22 protein-coding genes are annotated in these 25405 nt (G+C 45.1%); 2 read left to right on the top strand and 20 right to left on the bottom strand.

All coding sequences use genetic code 11. The features are described 5' to 3' along the window. Nucleotides 1-28: 28 nt before the first annotated feature. The 9 genes from AC0YNS_RS09555 to AC0YNS_RS09515 all read right to left on the bottom strand — a co-directional run bounded on the left by AC0YNS_RS09555 (nucleotide 29) and on the right by AC0YNS_RS09515 (nucleotide 14308). Nucleotides 29-1123 (bottom strand): Ger(x)C family spore germination protein, encoded by a 1095-nt coding sequence (locus AC0YNS_RS09555; RefSeq protein ID WP_475780751.1) that lies wholly within the window; start codon nucleotides 1121-1123, stop codon nucleotides 29-31. Continuing rightward, nucleotides 1113-2207: a GerAB/ArcD/ProY family transporter gene (locus AC0YNS_RS09550; RefSeq protein ID WP_475780750.1), complete on the bottom strand. Its 1095-nt coding sequence runs from the start codon at nucleotides 2205-2207 to the stop codon at nucleotides 1113-1115. Before AC0YNS_RS09550 ends, AC0YNS_RS09555 begins: the two co-directional genes overlap by 11 nt. 62 nt (nucleotides 2208-2269) lie before the next feature. Beyond that, the gene (locus AC0YNS_RS09545) at nucleotides 2270-3622 is read right to left on the bottom strand and encodes a spore germination protein (protein ID WP_475780749.1); all 1353 of its coding nucleotides are present in this window, start codon (nucleotides 3620-3622) and stop codon (nucleotides 2270-2272) included. 144 nt (nucleotides 3623-3766) lie between these two features. Continuing rightward, the gene (locus tag AC0YNS_RS09540; protein ID WP_475780748.1) at nucleotides 3767-5164 is read right to left on the bottom strand and encodes a sialate O-acetylesterase; all 1398 of its coding nucleotides are present in this window, start codon (nucleotides 5162-5164) and stop codon (nucleotides 3767-3769) included. 171 nt (nucleotides 5165-5335) lie between these two features. After that, nucleotides 5336-5890 (bottom strand): NADPH-dependent FMN reductase, encoded by a 555-nt coding sequence (locus AC0YNS_RS09535; protein WP_475780747.1) that lies wholly within the window; start codon nucleotides 5888-5890, stop codon nucleotides 5336-5338. Nucleotides 5891-5910: 20 nt separating this feature from the next. Next, entirely contained in the window at nucleotides 5911-6387 is a 477-nt protein-coding gene (locus tag AC0YNS_RS09530) for a MarR family winged helix-turn-helix transcriptional regulator (RefSeq protein ID WP_475780746.1), read from the bottom strand. 12 nt (nucleotides 6388-6399) lie between these two features. Further along, on the bottom strand, nucleotides 6400-7173 hold the full coding sequence (locus tag AC0YNS_RS09525; RefSeq protein ID WP_475780745.1) for a pirin family protein: 774 nt from the start codon (nucleotides 7171-7173) through the stop codon (nucleotides 6400-6402). A gap of 237 nt (nucleotides 7174-7410) precedes the next feature. After that, nucleotides 7411-7680: a CPCC family cysteine-rich protein gene (locus AC0YNS_RS09520; RefSeq protein WP_475780744.1), complete on the bottom strand. Its 270-nt coding sequence runs from the start codon at nucleotides 7678-7680 to the stop codon at nucleotides 7411-7413. Between the two features lie 169 nt (nucleotides 7681-7849). Next, nucleotides 7850-14308 (bottom strand): S-layer homology domain-containing protein, encoded by a 6459-nt coding sequence (locus tag AC0YNS_RS09515; protein WP_475780743.1) that lies wholly within the window; start codon nucleotides 14306-14308, stop codon nucleotides 7850-7852. Nucleotides 14309-14848: 540 nt separating this feature from the next. Here AC0YNS_RS09515 and AC0YNS_RS09510 point away from each other — a divergent pair. Continuing rightward, nucleotides 14849-15223, top strand: a complete 375-nt coding sequence (locus AC0YNS_RS09510) for a hypothetical protein (protein WP_475780742.1) — start codon at nucleotides 14849-14851, stop codon at nucleotides 15221-15223. Nucleotides 15224-15277: 54 nt separating this feature from the next. Here the strand turns inward: AC0YNS_RS09510 and AC0YNS_RS09505 are convergent, their stop codons facing one another. The 7 genes from AC0YNS_RS09505 to AC0YNS_RS09475 all read right to left on the bottom strand — a co-directional run bounded on the left by AC0YNS_RS09505 (nucleotide 15278) and on the right by AC0YNS_RS09475 (nucleotide 19381). Further along, nucleotides 15278-15757: a WGxxGxxG family protein gene (locus AC0YNS_RS09505; RefSeq protein ID WP_475780741.1), complete on the bottom strand. Its 480-nt coding sequence runs from the start codon at nucleotides 15755-15757 to the stop codon at nucleotides 15278-15280. 194 nt (nucleotides 15758-15951) lie between these two features. Beyond that, nucleotides 15952-16188, bottom strand: a complete 237-nt coding sequence (locus AC0YNS_RS09500) for a tautomerase family protein (RefSeq protein WP_475780740.1) — start codon at nucleotides 16186-16188, stop codon at nucleotides 15952-15954. A 14-nt stretch (nucleotides 16189-16202) separates the two neighbouring features. Continuing rightward, nucleotides 16203-16841, bottom strand: a complete 639-nt coding sequence (locus AC0YNS_RS09495; RefSeq protein ID WP_475780739.1) for a DsbA family oxidoreductase — start codon at nucleotides 16839-16841, stop codon at nucleotides 16203-16205. Further along, on the bottom strand, nucleotides 16838-17389 hold the full coding sequence (locus tag AC0YNS_RS09490; protein WP_475780738.1) for an NAD(P)H-dependent oxidoreductase: 552 nt from the start codon (nucleotides 17387-17389) through the stop codon (nucleotides 16838-16840). The genes AC0YNS_RS09495 and AC0YNS_RS09490 overlap by 4 nt, the downstream gene beginning before the upstream one ends. Nucleotides 17390-17477: 88 nt before the next feature. Further along, a complete protein-coding gene (locus AC0YNS_RS09485) occupies nucleotides 17478-18215 on the bottom strand; it encodes an SDR family NAD(P)-dependent oxidoreductase (protein ID WP_475780737.1) in 738 nt (245 codons plus the stop codon). A 164-nt stretch (nucleotides 18216-18379) separates the two neighbouring features. Then, nucleotides 18380-18703, bottom strand: coding sequence for an NIPSNAP family protein (locus AC0YNS_RS09480; protein ID WP_475780736.1), 324 nt, complete (start codon nucleotides 18701-18703; stop codon nucleotides 18380-18382). Nucleotides 18704-18808: 105 nt separating this feature from the next. Continuing rightward, the gene (locus AC0YNS_RS09475; protein WP_475780735.1) at nucleotides 18809-19381 is read right to left on the bottom strand and encodes a TetR/AcrR family transcriptional regulator; all 573 of its coding nucleotides are present in this window, start codon (nucleotides 19379-19381) and stop codon (nucleotides 18809-18811) included. Nucleotides 19382-19539: 158 nt separating this feature from the next. Between AC0YNS_RS09475 and AC0YNS_RS09470 the strand changes: the two genes are divergently transcribed. After that, complete coding sequence (locus tag AC0YNS_RS09470; RefSeq protein ID WP_475780734.1) at nucleotides 19540-20646, top strand: GerAB/ArcD/ProY family transporter; 1107 nt, start codon at nucleotides 19540-19542, stop codon at nucleotides 20644-20646. On the opposite strand, the gene AC0YNS_RS09465 is transcribed toward AC0YNS_RS09470, so the two are convergent. From AC0YNS_RS09465 to AC0YNS_RS09450, 4 genes are all read right to left on the bottom strand, one after another. Beyond that, nucleotides 20635-20865, bottom strand: a complete 231-nt coding sequence (locus AC0YNS_RS09465) for a hypothetical protein (RefSeq protein WP_475780733.1) — start codon at nucleotides 20863-20865, stop codon at nucleotides 20635-20637. The genes AC0YNS_RS09470 and AC0YNS_RS09465 overlap by 12 nt on opposite strands. Beyond that, nucleotides 20862-22040, bottom strand: coding sequence for a Ger(x)C family spore germination protein (locus tag AC0YNS_RS09460; RefSeq protein WP_475780732.1), 1179 nt, complete (start codon nucleotides 22038-22040; stop codon nucleotides 20862-20864). Before AC0YNS_RS09460 ends, AC0YNS_RS09465 begins: the two co-directional genes overlap by 4 nt. Before the next feature lie 18 nt (nucleotides 22041-22058). Further along, a complete protein-coding gene (locus AC0YNS_RS09455) occupies nucleotides 22059-23657 on the bottom strand; it encodes a spore germination protein (RefSeq protein WP_475780731.1) in 1599 nt (532 codons plus the stop codon). Between the two features lie 160 nt (nucleotides 23658-23817). Further along, nucleotides 23818-25230: an MFS transporter gene (locus AC0YNS_RS09450; protein WP_475780730.1), complete on the bottom strand. Its 1413-nt coding sequence runs from the start codon at nucleotides 25228-25230 to the stop codon at nucleotides 23818-23820. Nucleotides 25231-25405: the final 175 nt, after the last annotated feature.

Raw genomic sequence — 25405 nt, 5'->3', positions numbered from 1 at the left:
TACAAAAAAATCCGCTTTCGCGGATTAATTATTTCGATTTTCCGGAATTAACCAGTTCCACTTTTACTTTTACTTTAATCGGCATCTTGGAGTAAATCATTTTCCAGTTCATCGCGTGCCATCTTTCATAGGATAAATGATTACGTACCACCTTTCCTATTCCTATGGGGTCTGTTTGATATTTTTGTAATTTGGCGATCAACTTTTCCGAATTGGTTACTAAGTATTGTTCAATTTGTGTTTCCAATTGTTTATGGTACTTTTCTTTGCTTATATCCATCGTACCTGTGTATTCGAGGACGCTTCCTTTTAAATTCAACATGACTTCGGCCTGCATATTTTTTGTGTTTATTTTTTTATCATTCTCAGCATTAATGTTACTTATTGAAAGCTGAACATTGTCTCCTGGCGATGCATTAGTCAAATTGATCATCAATCTGCCATTATGGATGTCTCCGATTAAATAATTAAGGAGTTGTGTTTCAGTTGAAGTAAGGAGTGCAACATATCGATCTTCTTTAAAAGCACCCAATCCTTTTAATCCAATGGTCTCGCCTTCATAGGTAAACACGGGAAGCACCGGATCTATCCCATCGTCGTAATAATCCCTTAAGAAGTGATATTGATTCGTTACAAGAACTTTGTCTTGTTTGCTTGCTCTCTCCAAGAACATATAAATAAATTCTGCATTATCCTCGATGGAGGGGAAATCAGTTTCAAGAAGTTTTCCTGCTTTTCCCTCTACAAGGGCGAATTTAACGCGAGTTCCGATTTCCGGATCCCTTTTCAATGATTTGACAACATGTATTAGTCCTTTTTTAGCTAGTTCCTCCCCAAATAGAATCGTCCCTTGCCCTCCAACGATCTTGAGATTGGTTAGATTTTGAACTTTTACGAAGGTGTCATGAATGGATTTACCATTAGCGGTAAGAGTCATGGTATCAAACTTTCCTTCTCTCGTAACGGTGGGGAACAGAACGGTTGTTGCAATGGGGTTCTCCTTGCTTTCCGTCAAATCGTAAGCACCGGCTTCGAGCACTGCTAACTTTTCAATCACATTGCTTTCTTCACAACCCGTTAAGAAACAACATATTACGAAGAATAGTATCATTTTATTGGGCATATTCGGTCTCTCTTTTCATCTGGTTTTTAAGCATTTGTATGAAAAGGATGCCTAACACGAATAGTGGGATTACCCACGCAATAATAATCGCGCAATTGCTCAACCAATTTAACCACTTGTCTACATGGCCGATCGAATCCGGAATTAGCGCGAGAATGAATCCCGTTGTCAATATGCCGATTATCCACAAATTAGGTTTTACCTTTTTAGCTATATTTCTAAGGGTTTGCTGCGCCCCCCAGTAATAAATAACCGATGTTGCCAGTACCTTGAAAGCAAAAACACAAAAGCAAAGATTCTCGGCCCGTGAAAGGAAAGAAACTTCTGTATATTCAAACAATGTCATAATGGGATAGAGATCGTTTAAGATTTGATCGAAGCTAAAGAAGCCAAAGCTCATAAAGGTGACAATCAAATAAACGAACATCGAAAGGAAATTCCCAATAAAAAGCGACTTCGTCCATTTTTTATCTACCATAGGGAAGAAGAGCATGGAAACTTCAACACCTAGATAAATGGAATAAACATGAAGTGCCCCCTTGAAAAAGTCTGTTCCTCCTTTAAAGTAAAAAGGGGTGAAACGGGCAAATTCAAATTCCGGGATCAAGTAAAGAAGTAAAAAAATCATCGGAATGACGAAGCAAGTGAGAACAACTAATGCCTTCGTAATATGGTGAATTCCACCTGTTAACAATTGAAAACTCAGCAGCGTAAAGAAAATGACAAAATAAACGGCTGGTAGTGCCGGATAAAAAAATATCTTGATAATGAAGATATATTCCCTCATAATCATGCTCGCCAATCCGACCCAAACACAAATCATAACCAAATAAATGGGCATCATTACCCATTTGGGTACTGTCGCCTCAATGATTTGGAAAATGGATTGTCCTTTTCCCAGCTTATAAATGATAGCGATCATTAACAGATTCACATTCACGAGAAAGAATATGAATATGATACTTAACCATCCGTTTGTTCCAAAATATTGGGCCGCTATTTGAGGCAAGGTATACAAGGCAAGTCCATTTTGTACCGTATAGATTAAGATAGACAGTTGAAATGGCTGGAGTCGTTCTTTCACAGTTATCACCATTTTCCTCGTATTTTCCCCTGCTTGCATCCAAGAATGTAGGTTGTTACCCCTCATTTGTTTCTATAAAACGGCCTTATGATGACATCTTCCATCCATTGTTTGAAATAGGTAGGAGAAATCGCCTTAATATAAGGTGAGGAGAAGTTTGATAATCCAATTAAGTGGATCGTTATTATCCCTAACGCAAAGAAGATTCCAATATTGCCCAGCAACCCTGCCATGATGATAAAGAAAAATCGAACGAGTCGAATGGAGGCACTCATCCCATAACTTGGTACGATAAAAGAAGCAATTGCCGATACGGCTACAACAATAATTAAGATATTGCTGGTAATCCCCGCTTCAACAGCTGCTTGGCCGATTACGATACCACCGACGATTCCAATGGTTTGACCAATCTTTGTAGGCAGTCTCGCACCCGCCTCCCTTAGCAGTTCAATGACTACTTCTAAGAAGAGAGCTTCAATAAAAGGCGGAAATGGCACCCTGCTTCTAGACTGCATAAGGCTTTGTAGTAGGGATTGAGGAATCATTTCGTAATGATACGTACATATCGAGACATAAAAAGCTGTAAGTATGATTGTAATAAATAAAGCTAAGTATCGCAGCAGCTTAACTGCTGTCCCTATCGTCCAATGCTGATAATTGTCATCCGGTGAATCAAAAAAATCAAAAAAACTGGAAGGCATACAAATAATATTGGGACTGTCATCGACAAGTCCAATAATCTTACCGCCATATAGTTTGGTCACAGCGATATCTGGCCTCTCCGTCGTATAAAATTGAGGAAATGGCGAGTTTTGATGATGATCTAACTTCTGAATCAAACAATTGGAATCCGTTATGGAGTCCACTTTTATGGCTTGAATCCTTTCTTTCAGATGATCCACCATGTCCATTTTGGCAATACCCTCAAGATAAATGATAAGAACTTTCGTTTTTGAAATTTCCCCGACAGATAATGTAATCATTTTTAAACGAGGACTTCTGATTCTTCTTCTAATTAAGGATACATTCGTTTTTAATACTTCATTAAAGGAGTCATGCGGCCCATTTATTACGGCTTCTCTTTCAGATTGTGAGATAGCACGCTCCTCGTATCCAGGCACATTGATTAAATAAGTTTGCCCCTCGGCGAACAAAGTCACATTACCGTCTAATAATCCTTGTATGACTGCCTCTTGATCAACTACTCGTTGAAACAGTGACTGCTTTGTCGACTGTTCATAAATATTGAACGACACTTCTCTTAAGGGAGACAGGATTTCCCACTCTAACGACTGGGAATCAACTAATGAATTTAAATAAATAATACGAATTCGATCCTGATGAAAAGAACGATGAACAAGGTCAAAACTATCCCCGAATTCCGCAAGTGTCTTTTCATAATTAGCTTCTGTCATTGTCTTCTTCCTTTTGATAAAACTGATTTCTTTCGTTCGAGAGCGTCTCATTCTAGAACTTTCCGGTAGTATGAGCTTCGTTCTTCCATTTTATGAACGATCATGAAAAAACGCTGCCAAGTTGGCAGCGTCCTTCATTTCATCCTATTCATTTACCTTCCGGCTATAAAAAGCAAGAAGCGGCATATAGGTACCGGAATCCAAAGGCAGGAAGCTCGACGGATTCATTTCATGAGCGGCATGTACGACGGTTTCACCCTCTGCTGCTCTGTCTAGATTCAGTGTAATCTCATTACGAGCCGTTATTTCCCAACTGCTCACATGAATCTGGCCATTCACATCCTCCACCGTGAAAACCTGTGAAACCGGCCCAATCGCAAGCAAGTAACCGGCTACGTTGGCGAATTGCAACCGAATACGAGGCTTGTCCTGCTTATCGATAAAGGTTGCAGAAGTAAGACACGGTGCTTTCGCATTTAACGATGTAGTCTCGTAAACATGAGCCAAGGCCTGCTTGCCCATTCGTTCCCCAATGATCATATTCCCTGCAGGGCTGTTATGAATGCCGTCGGATAACGGACAATCCAGCGCAGGAATGACATACACTTGAGGGATATCCAGTGCAGCTTGACGCTGTGCTTCACGAACGCGCCCCCAGGAACGATCGCCTTCTTCCGTTGCAGCATCCGTACAACGATTAAGCTGAACCGTCAGAACCGGTAGGCTGGCATTATTTAATTCACGGCGCCACTGCTGAACGGTATGTTCAAACCGCTCCAGATAGGTAACCGAATCCGCAGGCGAGCAATCGGAGCACCCTTGATACCAGAGTATACCGCGTACTTTGCCGCCGACCGATTGAATGATGTTCATCATATTGCGATGAAGAACGCCATCCTCGTCCGGGTTCCAGGCTTTGAGCGGAGAGCCGCCCAGAGCGGTTTGGACCAATCCTATAGGAATGCGCAGCTCCTTCTGCAGCAGCTTGCCAAATGCCAGAAACGGAGAATGACCGGGATTAGCCCCTTCTCGATTCTCCATATGTATCGATGCTGTCGATTCATTAAACGGATGCGAGGCCAAATCCCAATGTCCATTATTGCGGAGCAAATGGATGCCAAGCTGCGGTGGATCTTGGAACGGCCCTTTGCCGTAACCGGCTGCGTTACTCTGTCCTGCTATAACCCAGAGATCGCCGACGCCGATATGATGGATCATATCGCCACGAGTTGCCCATTCTAAAGCAGGATTATCATCAAGCTGTAAGCTGGTTTCGATACGATAAAGCCCTCCCTGAGCAATGGAGTGTAACGTGATTTCCCATCCTTGCTCCGCGGAAAACATCGTAGCCGGCTGCCATGCAATAACTTCTCTTGCATCCTCCTCGCTAACTACCCGAGCAAGCACTTGCGCAGTCTTGAATGGTACACCTTCGGGAGCAGCCCACACCCCGGTTAATGTAATGCTGCCTACCCCATTCTCCTGTTGAATGATCGCCCAAGGCTGAGGACCTTGCTGAATGATTGTACCAACTTGATGCATGCGGATATCACAATCCTTTACATGTGAATTTGTATGATTATCCGGTACTACTTCTCTATTGTCGCGCATACTCCTGCCGCAATGTCCGGAAACAGTAAAAAGCCGCATCAGAATAGATCTGACGCGGCTTGATTCATCGAATTTGACTTCGAAATCGACTTTGAAATCGACTTAACGCAATGTTTTCAACGCGCCGCTCCAAGCGATTACTTGGTCAAGCATCGTGTTAACCGCAGGCTCTTGATGAGCACCTGGTTTGAATACACTATAGTTCTCAAAATCAGTAATGAGGGAAAGTCCAACCTGAGCACGTACGTCAGCTATGTGAAGCTCGCCAACGATCAAGCGGAGATTCTCGATTGCACGGGCGCCGCCGCTGCCGCCGTAACCTACGAAGCCTGCTGCTTTATCTTTCCACTCGTGGAAGAGAAAATCAATGGCATTCTTGAGAGCGCCGGAAGTAGCGTGATTATACTCAGGTGTAACGAATACATAGCCGTCAAAGGAAGAAATTTTCTCTGACCAAGCAATTGTATGCGGCTTGCTGTATTGTCCCATGGATGCAGGAATCGGTTCATCCAATAGCGGCAAATTGAAATCCGCAAGATCGACAAGCTCGAATGATGCATCCGTGCGTTTGTTTGCGATGTCTGTTACCCATCGTGCTACTGCTTCACCATTGCGGCCGGGACGTGTGCTTCCAAGAATAATCGCGATTTTCAACATAATAAGTACCTCCGTATTGTTTATGATTTAGGGTTCGTTTCGTTGTCTTGCCTATCTTTAATGCCAAAGCCAATTTTCTTAAACAGTTCGATCAGCTGCTGCTTCTCCTCATCCGTTACAAAGGACAAATTGTCAGTAATCGTCTGCACATGCTTAGGGAAAATCGTATCAAAATAACTGCGTCCTTCATTCGTCAATGCGGCATTCGTTTTACGTCGATCACCGGGAATCGGAAGCCGCTCCACGTATCCCTTCTTCTCCAATTTATCAACCACATAAGTGATACTTCCGCTTGGAATGGAGAAGGTATCGCTTATCTTCTGAATCGGATGTGGACCCTTATTGTATAGAAACTCGAGAATTTGGAAGGTTTCTATATTGAGACCATAGCTGGTGATGTCGCGCTCTAAACTCCCAAACAGCGTGTTCACCATGTTTCTCATGACGCGTATCAGCCTTAAATCCAGAGTCGTTCCATCAGCATTAGGTTCAACCATTGCGTAACCACCTTATCTTGCTTTCTTATACAAAGGATATTCGACTTCGGTCGGAACTTCAATCAGAAATATGCGAAGTTTCTCTCCATCCGTGCGAATGCTGACTTCTCCCTCTTGTTCACTTTGGACAATAACAAAGTCTTTGTTCTCAAATGTCGCGGTATCTTGCCCAGCTGACAAGATTGAACCACCTGCACCTCGAATCGCCAATGCTCCAAGCGTCCTATTCGGTACGATAGGGTGAATATAGTTCGCTCCAGGCTCAATCTCAACGTCAAACATCCGCGCATCTGCCACCAGCTGGTGGATCGGCGAACCATTTCCCAGTATCGTCTTTATATTTACGCCATCTTGATTCGACTGCGGAAACCGTTCGTGTTTAAACAGCTCGTACGTAGGCTTGCGTTTTACTGCATCATTCAGATAAGGCTCAAGCCAAATTTGAAAGCTCTCGAATCCGGCATCAACGCTTTCGGCATGCTGAAGACCTGAACCGGCTTGCATGAGCTGAATATCTCCGGCTTCCAAGTAGCTTTCAGTACCGAGTGTATCTCTGTGTAGACCTTTGCCTCGAATTCCATAAGAGAGGATCTCAAAGCCCTGGTGAGGATGGAACCCGATGCCTCCGGCTTTCTCCGCATGTCCCCAAGCCCAGTAGAATAGAGGACCCAATCTGACGGTAACAGCACCTTGACCTGAGAAACCAAGCGGCTTCTGAGCATGAATTGCACCGCCGTCAAACTCCTCTTTCCCTTGAAATTGAGGACCTAATACTTGGATGTTCACATGAATTGCTCCTTTCTTATAGTGTGTTCTTGTTCTGCAGCCTAAACTAGTTGTCCTATACTTAATTATCCTAACACAATTTATTATAATATTAGGATATCTAACTGTCAACATGCCACTGACTGGATATTGCACGCAAATAACCTGCCGTTTCTAGTCCGGGCAGGTCTCTGATCCAACTATGCAATGCCAATCTAGCATCAACTGTTAACGCGCGATTTCAATAATTAGACATAGCTAATAAGGTCTCCAGTTAGGATCACAGATATCGGCTTGTGTGGGCTTACTGACAAATTGTTTGTACCGTTCTTCGCATGCGCCGAATTCCAAGTAATTCTTCTGCGCTTGCTTTAATGAAACCTCATTTGCGCCGCCTTCATAATCGGGGTCGTAATACTGAACGCTGTCATCTTCCCAGAAACAAATGTGACAAATTTCAAATGTACCTGTCGGCGGTTCGTCCAAAGTTTGATACCCGCAGCAAGGACATGTATATTTTGGGGTCATTTGCATCGCTCCATCACAGGTACTAGCAGCTTTAGTATTACCTTTGATTCGAAAATAATAAACAAAAAAAAGCCGTCCAAGATCACACCTGCGGTGACCTCGAACGGCTCCTTCCATCTTTATAGGCGAAACGACGATGCATGAACAGAGCGTCTCGCTGATTACAAAATTAGTGGCTTCCTTGCTCCTGCATCAACAGGTAAACGCGGTAGATCATCTGCGCGGTTTCAGCCCTTGTCGCTTTGCCCGTTGGGTTTAGCGCGTCATCGTTACCTTTAACAATGCCTGCATTAACCATGGCCGCCGCAGCGTCCTTCGCGTACTTAGCCAGCTTCGACGTATCCTTGAAACCTTCAAGATCCGCATCAGAGCCGCTCAACTTTAGCTTACCGGTCACTTGCAGCGCACGCTGCAGAAGCAACATCATTTCTTGTCTCGAGATGTTCGCCTTCGGATTAAACTTATTGTCGCCTACGCCAGTGGCAATGCCAAGCTTTTTCATAATGGCGAGCGATTCATAATAGTAATCCGTCGCTTTAACATCGGTGAAATTGTTGCTGTTGCTGCCTGTTGATTTGAGATCCAGCAGTTTGACCAGCATGACCATAAAGTCGGCTCTCGACATGTTCTTGGCTGGCTCAAATGTCGTCGCGGAGGTACCGTTAATGATCCCTTCGCCAACCAATGTACCGATTGCATCCTTAGCCCAGTCGTAATGCTTGTCCACGTCCTTGAACGGTATTGTAGCAGGAGGAGCTGGCTTGCCTGGCTCTGTCGGTTTCCCTGGAGGCGTTCCTGTGTCGCCATTACCGCCATTACCGCCATTGCCGCCATTACCGCCGTTGCCACCATCGCCGCCGTTACCGCTGTTTCCGCTACTAGTTGTCGTGAATCCCCAAATATCGGAACGCGTAAATCCGCTATTCGCATCCTCGGCTACTACATACCATTGATAGTAGTTGCCAACCTGAAGACCGCTCCATTTGACAGCCGTTGTTGTATCGCTGACAACGTCGTTGTTCTTTCCGATCAATTTATCCGTATACACCTTTACGCCGAAATAGTCTGTCGCAACCTGTTTGTGCATCGGCTGCAAGTCGACATCCAGATCGAACTCATCTTTGCCTGGATAAGTCCCCGGATCGTAATAGTTGTAATCATCCAAATATGGCGAGTACGTCTTCACATGAATCTTGTTGCTCTTCACGTCGAACTGGAGCAGGCGGATGTAACCAAGGCCGCCTTTCTCCGCACCTTGATAATCGGCTAGCAATTGGTAAACGGTGCGATCTGTAATGCCATCGCCGTCATCGTCAATTTCCGTATTCAGTTGCTGAGCATCATGATAATGCCCGCAAAGTACGGCAATAACGTTCTTGTTCGGCACGACCACGCGCTCATGGATTTTCTCCGCAATCGGCGCACGTGTGTCGGACACGAGCAGATACTCATGGAAATCCAGAATCGCCTTACGGTCCGGGTACGCTTTAACGACATCGTCCATCCACTGAATGTCTTCGTCTCGGATATCCCAGCCCATATAAATAATGATGAAGTCGTTACCGCCTGCCGAAATCAAGTCATAGTGACCACGGTTGTTCTGATGCGAACCGCCATAAGTCGGCTGCTTCTTGAAGCGCTCCTCGCCGAAATACTTGTAGAACGTCGAATAGTCGGCATATTGGTGCGACACGTCATGATTCCCTGCAAGTACGCCGTAAGGTACGTTACCATCCTCAAGGACCTTCATATCCTTGCTCGCTTCATCCCACTGGTATTTCTTATCCGCTTCATCGACGATATCGCCGGTGTGGATGACGTACTTAATCTTCATCTTATCCTTGTTATCGACGATCCACTTCACGTTGCCTTCATAAATTTCCGGATAGCTCTCGGAGTAGTATTGCGTATCCGACATCCAGACAAAGCTGAAGTCATAATCGTCCACTTTGGCCGGCAGCTCATCCTGCACGATCACGTGAATGGTTTTATTGACAGAGAAGTCTCCTGCCAGTACTTCAGCCTTCAAGCTGAAATCTTCATTACCTGCAAGCTTCTCGTCAAGCTTCTTCCAGTTCGCTTCAACTGGGCTCCACGCATACATGCTAACTTTGCGGCCTTCAAGCGACTTGCCCTGCCAATCGATTTCCACTTTATCCGTATCTTTCACAGTCGGATCCAGCTTCACTTCGAATCGATGGTACGGGAATTTCTCGTCGGAATCATTGCTTAAATATTGTCCGTCCGCTTTGCCGATCAAGTCATATTCACCTTGATTAAGCGCCGTTTCCCCTTCAGGTTTAAGCATCTTAGGCGGTTCAACTTCGGATGCGTTCTTGTACGCAGAGAACCCGCTTTTGTGCAGGCTGTCGAACAGATAGCCCTGATAGAAGCTTACGTTCATCTTATCTTCCGTCGGATCTTGAACCTTAACGGACAGGTTTGGTGCGCCTGTTTGGTCCATGCCAGGCGTTACAAGCTGTGGCTTGGCCGGGTTCTCGTTGGGCACTTCAAAAGACAAATTCTCTTCGGTAATGTTGCCGACGTTGTCTTCTGCTTTAATCGAAAATACATGCTTGCCCGGGCTAAGCTTCGAGGACGAAGTAGCTAATGGCAGCGTGATTGTTGTGCCATCAAGTTTAGCCTCAGTCGTTTTCACCCCTGCAATGGCATCCGTAATTTCGGCACCAAGCGTAAATGCACCGCGGTATGTCTTCCCGTTCTCGACCGTCGGCACGATAACAGGCGCTGTGTTGTCGACCTTGATGTCCGCTTTCACTTGGCCGAATTCCGCGCTGCTGACCTCTACACGATGGGGGCCATCGGATAGCTCTGACGTATTGAAATCATACGCTTTTGATCTTAAATCCGAAGCGTTAAGCGTAAAGGTGAAATCGTACACAGGCTTCTTATCTGCACTGTCGCCCACTTTAAGTTCTGTCGATGGATTGGTGTAGTTTGGATCTTTGACGAGTGTTCCATCTGTAAATACCAATCTGACATTCTTCACCGTGAAGTCATCCTTGTTTTCCGTCGGACGATCGTCATACGGGGAAGACTTCGTTCCTGCACGAATGGAGATCACATTCTTGCCTAGTTTCAGGCGCTCCGTTGGAATCGGAACACTCAAGGTTTGATAGGAGTTGATGGGATCCATGAAGATGCTCAGGATGTCGTTCCCCATCGTAACGCCATTCTTGAAGTAATAGTTGACCGAATTAGCATCGAACGCAAAGTAAGCGTCTTTCTCCAGTGCACTGTAAGTGCCCGCAGTCAGTTCCTTGTCATCGATACTCAGCTTCAGCGTATCCGGCCCTGCCTGCTCCGCCGTACCTTTCACGACCTTCGTTCCGCCGATGATATCGCCGTCCTTCAGGTTCAAACGTAACGGCGTATGTTCTTCGCCGCCAGTGATAGCTACCGTATACGTATCCGAGGTCACTTCATGCTGACCATCAGAGACGACATAGTAATATTGAATCGAAGTTTTGCCAATTAGATCAGGTGAGTAGAGTGTAAAATGATACATGAAATCGTTATAATCTCGATACAAATAACGGCTTGCGAATTTCGAATCTGTGTTTGATTTGTAATAGAGCTTAACCGACTTGATGCCCTGATCGTCCAGAGCATCGCCTTTGATAGCCAAGTTCTTGGATTGATCGATTGTCGTAATGCCATTGATGTCTGTAATGGTTGGAGGGACCGTGTCATCTTTAGTGATTACAGGCACATCCGGCAGAAGATCTGCAGGCACGCTGCCCGGCGTAGGCGCAGCAATTCCGGAACTTACCTTAATCATCGTTGTGCTTCCGTTAACCGGATATTTATACACGATGGCCTTGCCCTCTTTAGTTTCATCATTTGGCGGATTGCCTGTAGGTGCTGCTGTACCGTCATAATACGCAGCGGATAAGTCAACATGCGTGTTGGTCCCGATGACAGCGCCTCGTTTACCCGAGTTGGACATGCCGTCAGAATACATTTTGAATATGGTTTCATTCTCAATCAGGTTCGTCTTATAGGTGTTATTAAAGTCGGATACTGTCAAATTCTTAGCGGCGCTGTTAATAATCCAGAAAACAATCGTCTTGCCGGCTCCAATTGTCATGTTCTCATTATCCGTCGGCCAAACGAGATCGGCATCCGGACCGGAATCGGTGTAGCGGTAATATAGCTTGTAATCTTTTAAGTTCATATCTTTATCCGTGTTGTTATATAGCTCGATATATTCGTATTGGTCGCCGCCGGTGCCAACACTGTTCGGCATCAGCTCCGTTACGAGCAGTGGCGGTACCTTGGATGGTTCAAATGCCGGTACATTGACCTTCACTGTGTTCGTATCCGTCGTCACCGTGTTCACGGTGTCTTTCACTACAATATAGTATTGCAGCGACGCTTCGATCAGATCTTGGCGCGGAATGTCAGCCAAATATGTATGTCCTGTCGTTACGGACATCTTAGCTGCCGTGAATTTAGCTTGTGAGGAGGTTTTGTAATATACCGTTGCCGTCACAGGATCGACCTTGCCGTCATCGCTTTCCTTATTCGTGATTTGAGCGATAATTTTCAGGTTCACATTCGTCTCGGCGGAAGTGACCGGCGTATGGGTAATCACCGGTTTCTCGTTCTCGCCTTCTTCCGGAACCGAAGCCGGCATCTTAGGCACTTGATTCGCAGCGACTGCGCCGGGTGTTGCGGCCTGCGTACCTGCGGAATCCAGCAGCATCGCAAGCGTGCCATCATCGGGATATTTGTAGAAGAGCGGCTTGTCCTCGATCGCGCTTACTTGCCCTTCATAATGTGCGGACACAATGTCCTTGTTTAAGGCATTGCGGAAAACAAGACTGCGAGCGCCGTCGTTCTCCATGCCTGCGCTGTCGATTTTGAACAAATCCTTGTTCAGCGTCAGGTTCGAGCCAAAATGCGCGTTAAACTCGGCAGCGGACAAATTGTCGTTGGAGCCGTTGGCAATCCACAAAACCACGGATTTCTGGGACGGGATTGAGATATCGCCTGTCGGCCACTGCGTTTCCTTGGTTTGATTCGTGTACACATACATGAGCTTATAATTTTTTAAATTAATCGTACGATCTGCGTTGTTGTACACTTCGATGAACTCGTATCCATCGAACGCTGATCCACTCACTGTTACATTGGTTGAATTAGGGTTCAATTCTGTGATAAGAATCGAAGGAACGTAGTTGTAGTTCAGACTCGAACGAACATCCACTGTATAGACGTCCGTGTCTTTCTTCGTCGTACCGTCCGTTGCTTCAATATAGTATTGGAGCTTCTTCTGCGTCAGTCTAGCCTTCGGAATTGCGCCTTCGAATGCAGAATGATCCGTTGCAGATCTGCCCGGGTTCAGCGTCATCGGAACTGCCGTGTAGGTCGTCTCCGAATCCAGCTTGTAGTAGATGCTTGCCGCAGCCTTGGCCAGGTCTGCGCCGTTCGCCGCGGACACCGAAGCGATCATCTCCATATCGCTGTCGTCGATGCCGTCCTTCACAGGCGTATGTTCGATGACAATGGCAGGCTGCGGCACGTTGAGGTGAACGTTCACCGTATACGGCACCGTGTCTTTGGTCGTCGTGCCGTCGGTTGCCTCAATATAATATTCCAGCTTGCTCTTCAGCAGCTGCTCCTTCGGAATGGAACCTTCGAAAACGGAAAGCTCCGATGTGGAGTTACCCGCATTCAGCGTCATAGGAACGGAAGTAAACGTACTCTCCGAATCCAATTTATAGAAGAGCTTCGCCGTAGCCTTGGTTAGTTCTGCACCGTTCGTCGCGGTTACCGATGCGCTTAGGGCTATATCAGTGCCTTCGTAGGCATCAGTAACCGGTGTGTGACCGATCCCAATCGCAGGCTGCGGGGCAGTTGGCTGTTCATCCGAAGCCTGCGTCGGCATGAACATGCTTTCGACTGTGCCCGGCGTAGCCGCATGGACGCCAGCAGCATAGGATCCGTCTTTAACCATAGACATGATTGAACTACCATCCGTAGGATAAGAGTAGAAAATCCCTTTGTCCCTCACGGTTTGATCATCATTTTGGTAGGAAGCCGTAACAATGGAGTTCCCACTCTTATCTCTAATGATTAGATCTCGCGGTGCAGTGTTGATCATCCCGCCATCCGTAGTCAAACGAAACAAACTTGTTCCTTCTACGAGATCGGTTTTATAAATCCCATTGAATTGTGCAGCTGTTAGATTCTGATTGTCTTTAGTCGTAACCCAGAAAACGATTGATCCTTTTGCTGGGATAACAGGCTTGTCCGCTGCGTTGAGTAGCCCCCAGTTCGTATCTACAATCTCGTTTTTACTATTTAAGTAATGATAATTAATGGTGTAGTTGTCGAAAAAAGTGACAGGTAAATTGGAATTGTTATAGATCTCAATAAATTCATAGCCATCCACGGAATCTCCAGACACGGTTCCAGTTACGTTCGAGCTATCTGGCACAAGCTCCGTAATCAACAGTTTCGGCACCTTCGTGAAATCAAATCCGGCTCCGGCCCCTTCAGCACGAACAATTCCTGACCCATACGGTGTCATGAGCCCCAACAATAAACTTGCCGTCGTCAGTGCGCCGATGATCGGCTTGACGAGCTTCTTCTTACCCACTTTGAATTACACTCCCCGTTCCATGATTAGTCAATTTGATGTTAGGTTATCGAACAGTGAGCTGTAGACTGTCGCTAGTAACATGTGTGACTTATCTTAGACCCGTTATGTAAAAATAAAGTTATCGGGATATGTAGTAATCGTAAAATGGCTCTTTTTTCAAAAATAGATATTGACAAAATAAGGAACGTTTGCTAATAAGAATAATATTTTTAGTAATAAGGATTATCAATAATCATTCATAATGAATTAAATTATGATTCTTTCGGATCGGGTCATATGGACTAATTTCTTAGAACCTGATTGGCAAGTTGTCCGGTCTTTCAATTTTGAACAAGTTACTTCTCATGACAAGGTTATATCGAACTATAGATCAGACTTCATCACATGGGGTTCTCTTGTCTGAATAGTTTACTTATTCTTAATGTGAAAATAAGCTGCCAATTAAAGCTTCAATTTCATTACTTTCCAGTATTTGTAACCAATAATGTCGATTTTCATAGAATAGAGCATGTCTTATTAAAAAAGGAGTGAACTATTATGCCTTCATATTCTACGGGAATAGTAACGAATACAAGAGATTTTGGTACAGCCGCTTCTAATATCGTCGTAAGTACAAGAAATTTAAATCTACAAAGCCCCGTTACAGTGATGATTGAAATTTACGCTTCCGTCGATTCCAGCGTATTCTATACCGGTTATCTTACTTCGTATGTCGTACCTGCAGATTCTTTTGATGTCCGCGAGTTTTTTATTGCAGGTAATGTTGCTTATGAAGTTCAGGTCAGTCTATCCTTGACCGATGCCTTGCTGACAGTTACCGGAATTAATGAATTCGGCAACTTAGTTGAAGATCAGAGCTTTAGTCTCCCGGAACTTAACATTATTTCAGGTCTTAGTCCTACGGTTATCTAAAATCGCAAAAAAAAGGCTACCGCTAGGTAGCCTTTTTATACAAGCCATCACATATTAAGTTCGGTCACGCTCTCCTGAACGACTGCGTAAGCCGGCTAGACCGAGCAGCCCAAGCAACCCAAGCCATCCCCAATCGAAATCATTATCATTCGTGTTTGCTGCGGTGGCCCGAAAGTTATTAGCGTTAGTCAGCCCAGCGCCACCGGAGATGGTTTTGTTCGTCATTGTTCGGTATGGAGTCGTAATGCCATTGTTGTTGCCATAGCTGCTGCCATAGTTACCGCTATAGCTCCTCGATCTGTTCGTATTGTTCATATTCATGTCCATAGATGATCTTGGCGTACCCGGAATACCATATACATCCGGAGTGCCGGTAGCACCTGGTGTCCCGTTAAAATTACCGTTTCCATACATACTTGAATGGCTTCGGTTCGTATCCACAGTGCTCATTGATGAAGTATTGGCCATGGCAGGAAAAGCAAGCATGGCAGACAAAGTGACACACACGGCTGTACTTGCGATTGCTTTTTTCACGGATTCACAACCTCCAGAAGTTTATTGAACTTCAAGAAAAGAAGCTACATCTATGGTTTCTCCTTGATCAAGACACTCCATCCTTGCTTTCTGCTGGTAACCCGTTTATTGGATGAGGAATCGTCCGTATATAAACGCAGCAAACCCAGTGCTTGCTCGGCACCGGGTTTGCAATTCTGAACGTTTATGATGAATTACTTTTTCTTGTCAGCCAGCTGCTGACGGTACTCTAGAGCAGGTAGTCCACCCCAGCCCCAATTGTCGGTGTCAACCTCTTCAATGACAACGAAGGTCGCTTCGAAAGGCTTATGAAGCACGTTCAGCATTAGCTCACTTGCCCCTTTTATCAGAGCTGCTTTCTCCTCAGCCGTAATGGACTGCCGATCTGGCGTTGTACCTTCTTTAGTTACTTGGATCGTTACGATTGGCATGATCATGCACCCCCTTAAGAGATTGTTTGTTTAATGACATCAATAAATTCATCAGGAGACTTCAGTCCGGAGAGACTAATCTTCTCGTTAATGATAAAGTAAGGAACTCCTCTAACGCCTAGTTTCTGAGCATTACGTTGTCCGGCTTCAACCTTCTCGATGCCTTCGCCGCTCACCAGTCGTTTCTTTAACTCGTCGGCATCATCTGTTACCTTCGAGGCGAGTGCGATGCGAACAAGCTCATCCACATTCCCGATGTCTATGCCTTCTTCGAAATAAGCCGTATACAGCGCTTCAATCAGTTGCACTTGCAGATGCTCAGGCGTAATCGCAACTAACTGATGGGATTTAACAGTGTTCGGTGTATATTTCACAAGATCCATATTATAGTTAAGGCCAAACAGCGCACCTGTTGTGTTGTACTGCTTCATTCTTGCTTCGAATTGTGCAGTTCCGCCTAATCGCCCCATCATCACTTTGCGATAATCTTCACCTTCAGGTCGGATATCCGGGTTAAGCTGAAACGCATGCCAGCGAACAGTTGCTTTCGTGTCTTCAGGCAATTGCTCTATTGCTGTCAGCAGACTCGTTGTTCCCATGCGGCACCATGGGCATATCGTATCGAAATATACATCTATGATTACATTGTTCACTTTGCTGCCACCGCTTGTTTAACGGGTTGAACCGTTTTGATATGTTGAATGTAATCGACCGTGCTTTGCGCTAATCGTTCATCGGATAGATTGGACACATCACTTAGTGCAAAGTGTGGCAAATACGTCGCGCCGATAAAGCCTGCAAGTGCATCGACTGGGCGTAAGATTTCTTCAAGTGTGTAGCGATTGGAGCCGTCATGTTGATACGATGCTTCAGAACCATAGGTTGAGATGGCAACGCCAATTTCTTTCCCTGCTGTTTTGGTGCCATCCGGTCCAAATGCCCAGCCATATTGCAAGACAGTATCAAACCATCTTTTCAATAGCGTAGGTGTGCTGTACCAGAACAACGGATATTGGAAAATAATGCGGTCATGTGCTTCGATCAGCGCTTGTTCCTTCGCAACATCGATATTCTCGTCTGGGTAAGCCTTATACAATTCATGAATTGTGATTTCGCTGTGCTTTTGCAATTCTTCACGCCATGTACGGTTCACTCGGGATTGTTCCATAGTTGGATGTGTAATAATAACTAGTGTTTTCATGTTTATAATCTCCATTCGTATTGGTTTTTGTTTTGGTTTTGTTTAATAAAGTCACATCATAATTCCTGATTACTTGACTTCCATTCAATCAACGGCCTGCATTCTGCCCGCCATCCACATGTAGGATTTCCCCGGTTACGAATTGTGCGGAATCCAAGTAAAGGATTGCATCCACGATGTCGCTTGATTCCCCCATATGGCCCATTGGATGCAGCTTATTCAAGAAATCATGCGTTTCTTCTGGATGCATTGGTGTTTTGATAATGCCTGGTGCTACTGCATTCACACGAATTCCCTTATCGGCATATTCAATTGCGAGTGACTTCGTAGCAGAGTTTAAGCCGCCTTTGGTAAGTGAAGCTAAGATCGAAGGTACGCCGGCGATCGGTTGATCTACAAGGCTCGTCGTAATGCTCACGATATGGCCACTACGTGTCTTCAACATTTCAGCTGCTACACGCCGTGTAATTTGGAAGAATCCGCCCATATTGATCGACACCACATTTGCAAAATCCTCATCCGTGTATTCCGTAAATGGTTTTGCAAGGAAGATCCCTGCGTTGTTGACCAATGTATCCACACGTCCGAATTTATTCAGTGCTGCTGCGACCAAACGATCAGCGACTAGAGGATCAGAGATATCGCCGGCTACTGCCGCAACCTGTGTGCCCGTAGGATCAATTTCTTGCGCAGCCGTAACTAGTGTGTCCTCTCGGCGTCCGTTAATGACTACATTCGCCCCACGTTTCACATATTCCATCGCTACTGCCTTACCAATCCCGCTGCTTCCACCTGTGATGATGACTGTTTTACCTTGCATGTTCATTTGTTAATCTCCTTTGACCTATTAAAAGGTAGTTTTTTTGATTGCTTGAACCTTCTTCATTACGTTGTACTAACTCTTCAGCAATGCGTGTTGTTTTTCTTCATGTGCTCATTCTACCTTTTAGTAGATAGAAAATCAATGGAAATATCAAGCATTTCGTTGCTTTATTTATTCTCGAAATAAGCGACATTCTTCATATATATACTTTCTTGCTTCTCTACCAACGCACCGTCCGCCTCTGTAACACGTCTCAGTTCAAGCCATTCGGGGTCATTACGAAACTGCTCATAATTAATATTCCGCTGCTCCATATTCTCATGCTCCACAATATAATACAGCTGGTTGTTATCTGCATCGGCATCTTCCCAGAAATGCGTAATTTTCATGCCATGTTTACTGAATAGCTCAATCACGTGATCTCTGAAACGAGCTTGGATCGCTTGCATTTTGCCCGGCATGATGTGATAAATACGCAATTCGTACAACATATTGGTGATTCCTCCTCTTGAAATTTATATTGCCCTATCGAGGTCTATATTATCTACGACCTATTAATAGGTAGATCATACTCTAAAGAAAATCCGCTCTAATTCTTACTTCAAAGCGGATATTATTCCTTCAGCAACCGTATCGTATCTCTGCATATCCTTGAAGCTTCTAGCCAATAATTGTGCTCCTTGTAATGCGGCGAAAAGTTTATGAGCTTCCATTACAGCGCCGGTTTCGAATCGAAGGCTTCCGTCTTGGCGTCCATTCTCCAATACCTGCGATAACCAATCCAAGTTGATTGCAAAAAATTCCGCAACCCCATCTCGTGCTCGATCAGATAACGAGGTTAGATCAGTTGATAACATCACGCCTAGACAGGTACGAAAATTGTCAGCCGGACCACTGCGATACAGTTCAATGAACTTGACCAGCTTGTCATAACTGTTCAGCGATTCTACATCGACCTTTGCGATGAAAGCATTGAAGTTTTCTCGATATCGCTTAATTAGCGCTTCTCCCAGGTCCTCCTTACTTGGATAATGGTAATGAATACTTGCGGTACGTATTCCAACTTTCTCGGCGATGTGTGCGTAACTGAATCCGTTAAAGCCGGATTCCATCACCATGGATTCAGCGGCATCCAAAATGGCTTCTGCTGTGTTTGTGTTTTTGCTCATGCGCTTATTCTACCTTCTAGTAGATAATAAATCAAGTCGGAAATTTCAGGTGCTATTACTTATCGTTCTCCATTCGCATTGTTACTATGACTTGTATATCTCATTCTTTCCTTGTAAATACTTGGAACAACTATCGTCAGTAAGGAGAAGATGAGCATATGACCGTGCAAACAAGAGAACAAATCACAGCAACCCAGCTCGGCTTTTTACTGATCACATTTGTCATTTCTACGATCATCTTGACGGTCCCCGGAATCATGGACATGTTCGGCAAACAAAATTCATGGATGTCCTTCTTCCCTGCCAGCTTAACCGGATTACTTTCTGTTTGGGTAATGATCACGCTTGGAAAACGTTATCCAGGATTAACGATTACCCAGTATAGTTCCAAAATCGTTGGCAAATGGTTTGGCGCTTTGCTCGGAATCAATTACATCTACTATTGGTTTATATCGATAACAACGATTACAATGCAGCACGTAGGTTTTGTAAGTACGCTGTTATTACCGCAAAGCCCGCATATCGTCGGAAGTCTGACCTTCTTGATCCTATGTGCGATAGCTGTCATTACCGGTATTGAAGTGATCGCCAGATGCAATGAGCTCATCAGTATTATCATCTTGGCTTCTTTGCTGCCTCTATTGATCTTGGCTGCGAGCATAGGCGATTTCAACCAATTAAAGCCAATATTAGGCGACGGCATCATCCCTGTACTGCAAGGAGCTGTTAGTCCGGCTGGCGGGTTTATGAATCAGCTATTCATATTAGGTTGGCTCTATCCTTATTTGAATCAACCTCATAAAGCACGCAAAGTTTCTTTAATCGCGTTTAGCACCATTTTTCTTATTATAGTAGCCATCGTATTACTTACAATTACGGTACTGGGACCCCTGACAGGCAAACTTACCTATTCCTTCTTGAGTGTCATTCAATATATCGGCATCACGGGATCTCTTGAACGTCTGGAGGCAGTTGCTGTATCCATTTGGGTGATGGGATGTTTCGTTAAAGTAGCCATTTGTTTATTTATCTTGTGCCTTTGTGTGTGTCATCTTTTCGGAATTCGAAATTATCGCGAAATCGTCTTACCGGTATCCTTGATGGCTCTAGTTGGCTCTGTGTGGATCTTCAAGAACGGGTCAGAGCTGATGAACTATCTCGCCTTCACGTTCCCGCTGTTGGCCTTCTTCAACCACAGCTTCTTGCCATTGTTATTACTAACAATTGACTCCATCCGAAGAAGTAATCGGCAATCACTGCTGTAGCAGTATTTTCGTGATCGGTTCGAAGATCATTCTGGCCGGTTCCGTGAAGCTCGGCAGATTAATCCGTGCCAGTAAGAGGGAACCCACTATAGCGGAAATGCCGAGTATACTGCCGTATATCACGGCTTCTTTGACTTTATGTTGACTTCGCAGAACTTTCACCTTCACAATAGCCCATACTGACACTAGAAGAACATACCCCGCTATTTGCACGATCATTTAATGACCTCCTTTTCTTTCAATTGCAGAGGAGCGCCTGCCATCCCGGCTCCGTTAATGCTCAGGCTAGCACCAATAGAAACTTCTACCTCGGGGTATTTGCGATCCCATTGATTCTTCAGCTGTTTCCATGCCTTTGGATCGTTTCGGTAGATGTCTTGTCCGATGCCAATACTGTCGACCTTATACTTCGTTTGGACTTTATCCAGTACTTTACGGATTTCCAATTCAATCGATTTCTCCATGGCTTTCTGAATTAGCATAAGGTTGTTCGGTCTGCTTACATCCAAGTGAGTATTATTCTCGACTAAACTCGCTTGTCCATGGACCTGAATCTTGACTTTAATTGTATCCCCGTTGACTTGCGAAATGATTTTCCGCTTCGAATGGTCAATAATAACCCCTACCGACCCTCCATATTGAGGAAGATAAGCAGTGACTCTTCCTTTCTTCATTCGATCGGTAGCCCACAATAATCCGTTGGTTTCTTCTTGGTCCAGAAAACCGACTACCTTTAAATCCTTAAATACGGCTGAGCCCATCAGGCTGAATAGTTTGTTTGTGCTTCCTTTGAGAGAGGTGGAATGCACATCTTCCTCTATCACCCCCGTAACAGGGTTGATTCCTTCACTTGTGGCTTCTATGAAGAAATCTCGAAGCGTTGCCGATAAATTCCCTCCCAAAGCTTCCATTTCCTTGACTGCTTCTGTCGGCACTTGTTCAAAGGGGTATTTCGTACGCAGAACTTCTTGTCCTTCTCCCCCTCGTACTACCATGATGTAAGTTTTCAATCGTTGGCGTGGATCGTGCGTGAAAACATCGAGCACATCGTTAATTCCCTGTTTGCCGAATGCTTCGCTTATAAAGATAACGCTGCGATGAGATGTGAATAATCTGCGAGAGCTCTGATTTTGAAGCTTCTGGAATGCTTCATTCGCGTTCTTCCCTGTCGCAGACAGAACAAAAAACTTTTCTTGCTGACCGCTTCCCCCCATACCGGAAGAGGGGATTGCGATCTGTAAGGAAAGTAACGTCTCGCCATCCTCAGTTACGTCAAACGCCGTACCCAAGATGAATGCAAGGTCATTGATTTCCGTCCGGTCCCAACAGCCGCTTGTGGTTAATACGATGATTAACAGACCGATGCATAGGATAGGTTTCATTGTCAAGTTCATGTCCCTTTCTCCGTTACTTCAAGTCGGTTCATTACTTTCGGGTGGCTGTGTCCCTCGGGACGGGCTTGGTTGCTGATCCTCGGGCTGACGAACCGGATTGCTCTTTCCTGTTGCAAGTGGACGCTGGGTCCTCGCCCAGATTGGCGCCCGGATAAGAACATCCTTCAGATTACTGAAGGTAAGCGGTGCAATCGGTGTAAAATACGGAACGCCAAACGATCGAAGTGATGTAACATGCAATAAGATACCGAGAAATCCCAGTACTATTCCGTAAAGCCCAAGAGTACCCGCCAAGAACAAAATTGGAAATCGGAGCAATCGGATTCCGTTTGCAAAGCTGTATCGTGGAATCGTAAAAGCCGCAATGCCGGTTATCGATACGATAATAACGACCGGGGCCGAAATAATACCCGCCTGTACGGCAGATTGACCGATGACGAGTGCGCCTACAATGCTTACGGCTTGTCCGATCTGTTTCGGCAAACGAATTCCTGCCTCGCGCAATGCCTCGAATATGACTTCCATCAAGAACGCTTCGATCAGAGCCGGGAATGGAACAGATTCTCTTGAGGCAGCTATGCTCAGGACGAGATTCGTCGGAATCATTTCTTGATGGAAGGTTGTTACCGCGACATAAAGCGGAGGCGCAAATATGGCGATGAAGATAAAAATTAATCGTATCCAACGCACAAAGGTCGCAATCGGCCAACGAACATAATAATCCTCGCTCGCTTGCATCCCGGTCCAGAATGTCATGGGAACGATTAATACAAACGGACTCGTGTCCACAAGGATGGCAATTTTCCCTTCCAGCAACTCAGCCGCAACCACATCCGGACGTTCTGTACTATGTACTAGAGGGAACAGAGAATAGGGTGAATCCTCGATATACTCTTCAATGTACGCAGAATCGAGGACCCCGTCGATCTTGATTCGCGATATCCGATTTCGAACTTCCTCTACAACAGATTTATCCGCAATACCATCGATATAACTCATAACTACTGTAGTTTGCGTTAGCTCTCCGATCGAAAGAGACTCCATTTTGAGCCGTGAAGTTTTCAACCTGCTTCGCAGTAATCCGATGTTCGTGGATATACTCTCGATGAATCCATCTCTCGGCCCTCGAATAACCGGCTCAGAAGAAGGCTCCTCCAGACTGCGCTGTTTGGCGCCTTTCACCTTAATCATCACTGCATGAATATCCGCTCTGGTAAGTACGATCGCATGGCTGTCCAATAAGTGATTTACAATTTCAGTAACGCTGGAGGTTACATACGTTTTCGCTGCAGTTATAAAGAGATCATCCAAAGCTTCTGCTTGGACATGACTCTGTTCGTGTTGATTATTTCTGGCGATCAATGGCTGCAGAATATGCTTATCGATCATTTCTTCCTCTACTGAACAGGCGAAGAAAATGACAATCCATTGTTTCTGGCCTGCTGAATGGACAGTACGAAATACGATATCGGAATCTCTGTCGAAGATACGTTTGAAGATCAATTCATTTTGCTCTAAATCCGAAGTTAGACTGGCGCACTCTTCAGCTACTGAGTAATCCTCCGGAATAGTAGGATACGCGGGCTGACTTGGTACCCCCTTCCTAAACCTCTTCACTGAATAAGCCTCCTCAATGAATAATTAGATATATCTATCTTCCCATTATTCGGCAAAAATATGCTGTTTCTGCGGAGGATACGGCCATAAACAGGTAATAAAAAAGCAACTGAACCTGAGAATTACAGGTCAGCTGCTTTGGACATGATCCAATCCATATTTATTCATTTCCGGTGTTCATTTCGGTTATCGTAGTTCTCTTCTTGTACCAACGGTATACCATTGCACTGGCAATGGAAAGCATCGCAACAACAACCATACCCCAGATCAGATTATCGAACGCTCTTACTTGAGGTATATCATGCTGCCAAGCAAGCGCACTTGCCGAAAGTGCGACACTGAATCCACCGCTTATAAATTGCATTAATTGAAATAGTCCCATGCCGGAGCCGACTAGCTCTTTAGGCAGCAATCGTGACATCTCGTTAGAAACAGAACTGGAAATCGCTGTGAAGCTTATGCTTGTTAATAAGAAGATCGCACCTAGGGCGTAATAAGAATGGGTAGCAAATAACGCAAGTAATACAACAGAAAGGAGAAGCATCCAAGGAATGTAGCGTATTAACGCCGCATTGCCATAGCGGTCAATGATGCGACCTACTCGGTTCGAAACAAGCATAGCCAGCAGCGCACCAGGGAACAATACTAATCCGGATGCTCCGGGTGTCAAACCGTACAGGTGAGACAGCATTTGCGGCGCAAGGAACAGGAAGCTGAAGCTGACCATATAAGCTGCTATAGCAACAGACGCTAATGCCAAATAAGATTTATTACTGAACAATACCGGCAGAACGAATGGATTCTTGGCCGTGCGAATTCGCAATACAAACAACAAGATTGCAAGTATGCCGACGCCGAGTGCTAACAAGCTCTTCGATGTTAGGAATAACAACAGTGATGTCGTGCCAATCCCGATGAGTAATGCACCGAGCACGTCAAATGTTCCACCTGCAGCTTTCTCAGTAGGCAGCATACGCAGAAAAATCGGAATAAGCAGCAGCGTAATGCCTGTAATGACGAAGAGGAAATGCCAGCCCAAATATTGCACGACAGACCCGCCGATTACAGGACCAAGTCCCAGACCAAGAGAAGTAGCAGCCAGCATGATCGACATCGCTCTGCCGCGGCGGGACAATGGAATGTATCTGGTTAAAAGCACGATGCCGAGCGAAGGTATTGCACCGGCCCCCGATGCTTGAATGAGTCTAGCCACAAGCAACATACCGAATCCATCGCTAAACAGACCTAATAGGGAACCACCCCCAATGGAAAGCAATGCCACAATAAACAAAGCGCGGATCGGTAAAATGTCGGACAGCCTGCTGTAGGTAATCGAAGATATGGCAAATACGATCGAATAGCCCGTAACGATCCATGACGCAGTTGAAGTCGCAAGTGAAAATTGTTCAGCGACCTTAGGAAGTGCCAGGTTGAACATCATCGTGTTCATGATGACCAATACGACTGTAAAACCAAGCATGAACGTAACGAAATGCTCGTTGGTCAGTGTTTTCTTCTCGGTTGTTGCCGACAGCTGTTCGAGCGGTGCATAGCTTGTAATTGATTTACTCATTTATATAACCTCCCGATTAGCTGTTTTTTTGGGAACGGTCATTCCCGAATCATCAGAATGAAATTTGATCATCTCGCCTTTGCTCCATGTGATCTTATCATTTCGAGAACGATCAGTAAAGAATAAGTTTTTCCAGGCAGCCGATTATCCGGACAACACAAAAGCCGCATCAGAT

The sequence above is a fragment of the Paenibacillus sp. J22FR21 genome (genome assembly GCF_056269135.1).
Note: the sequence above shows the minus strand (reverse complement) of the source record. Positions and strands in the feature narration are given on the sequence as shown.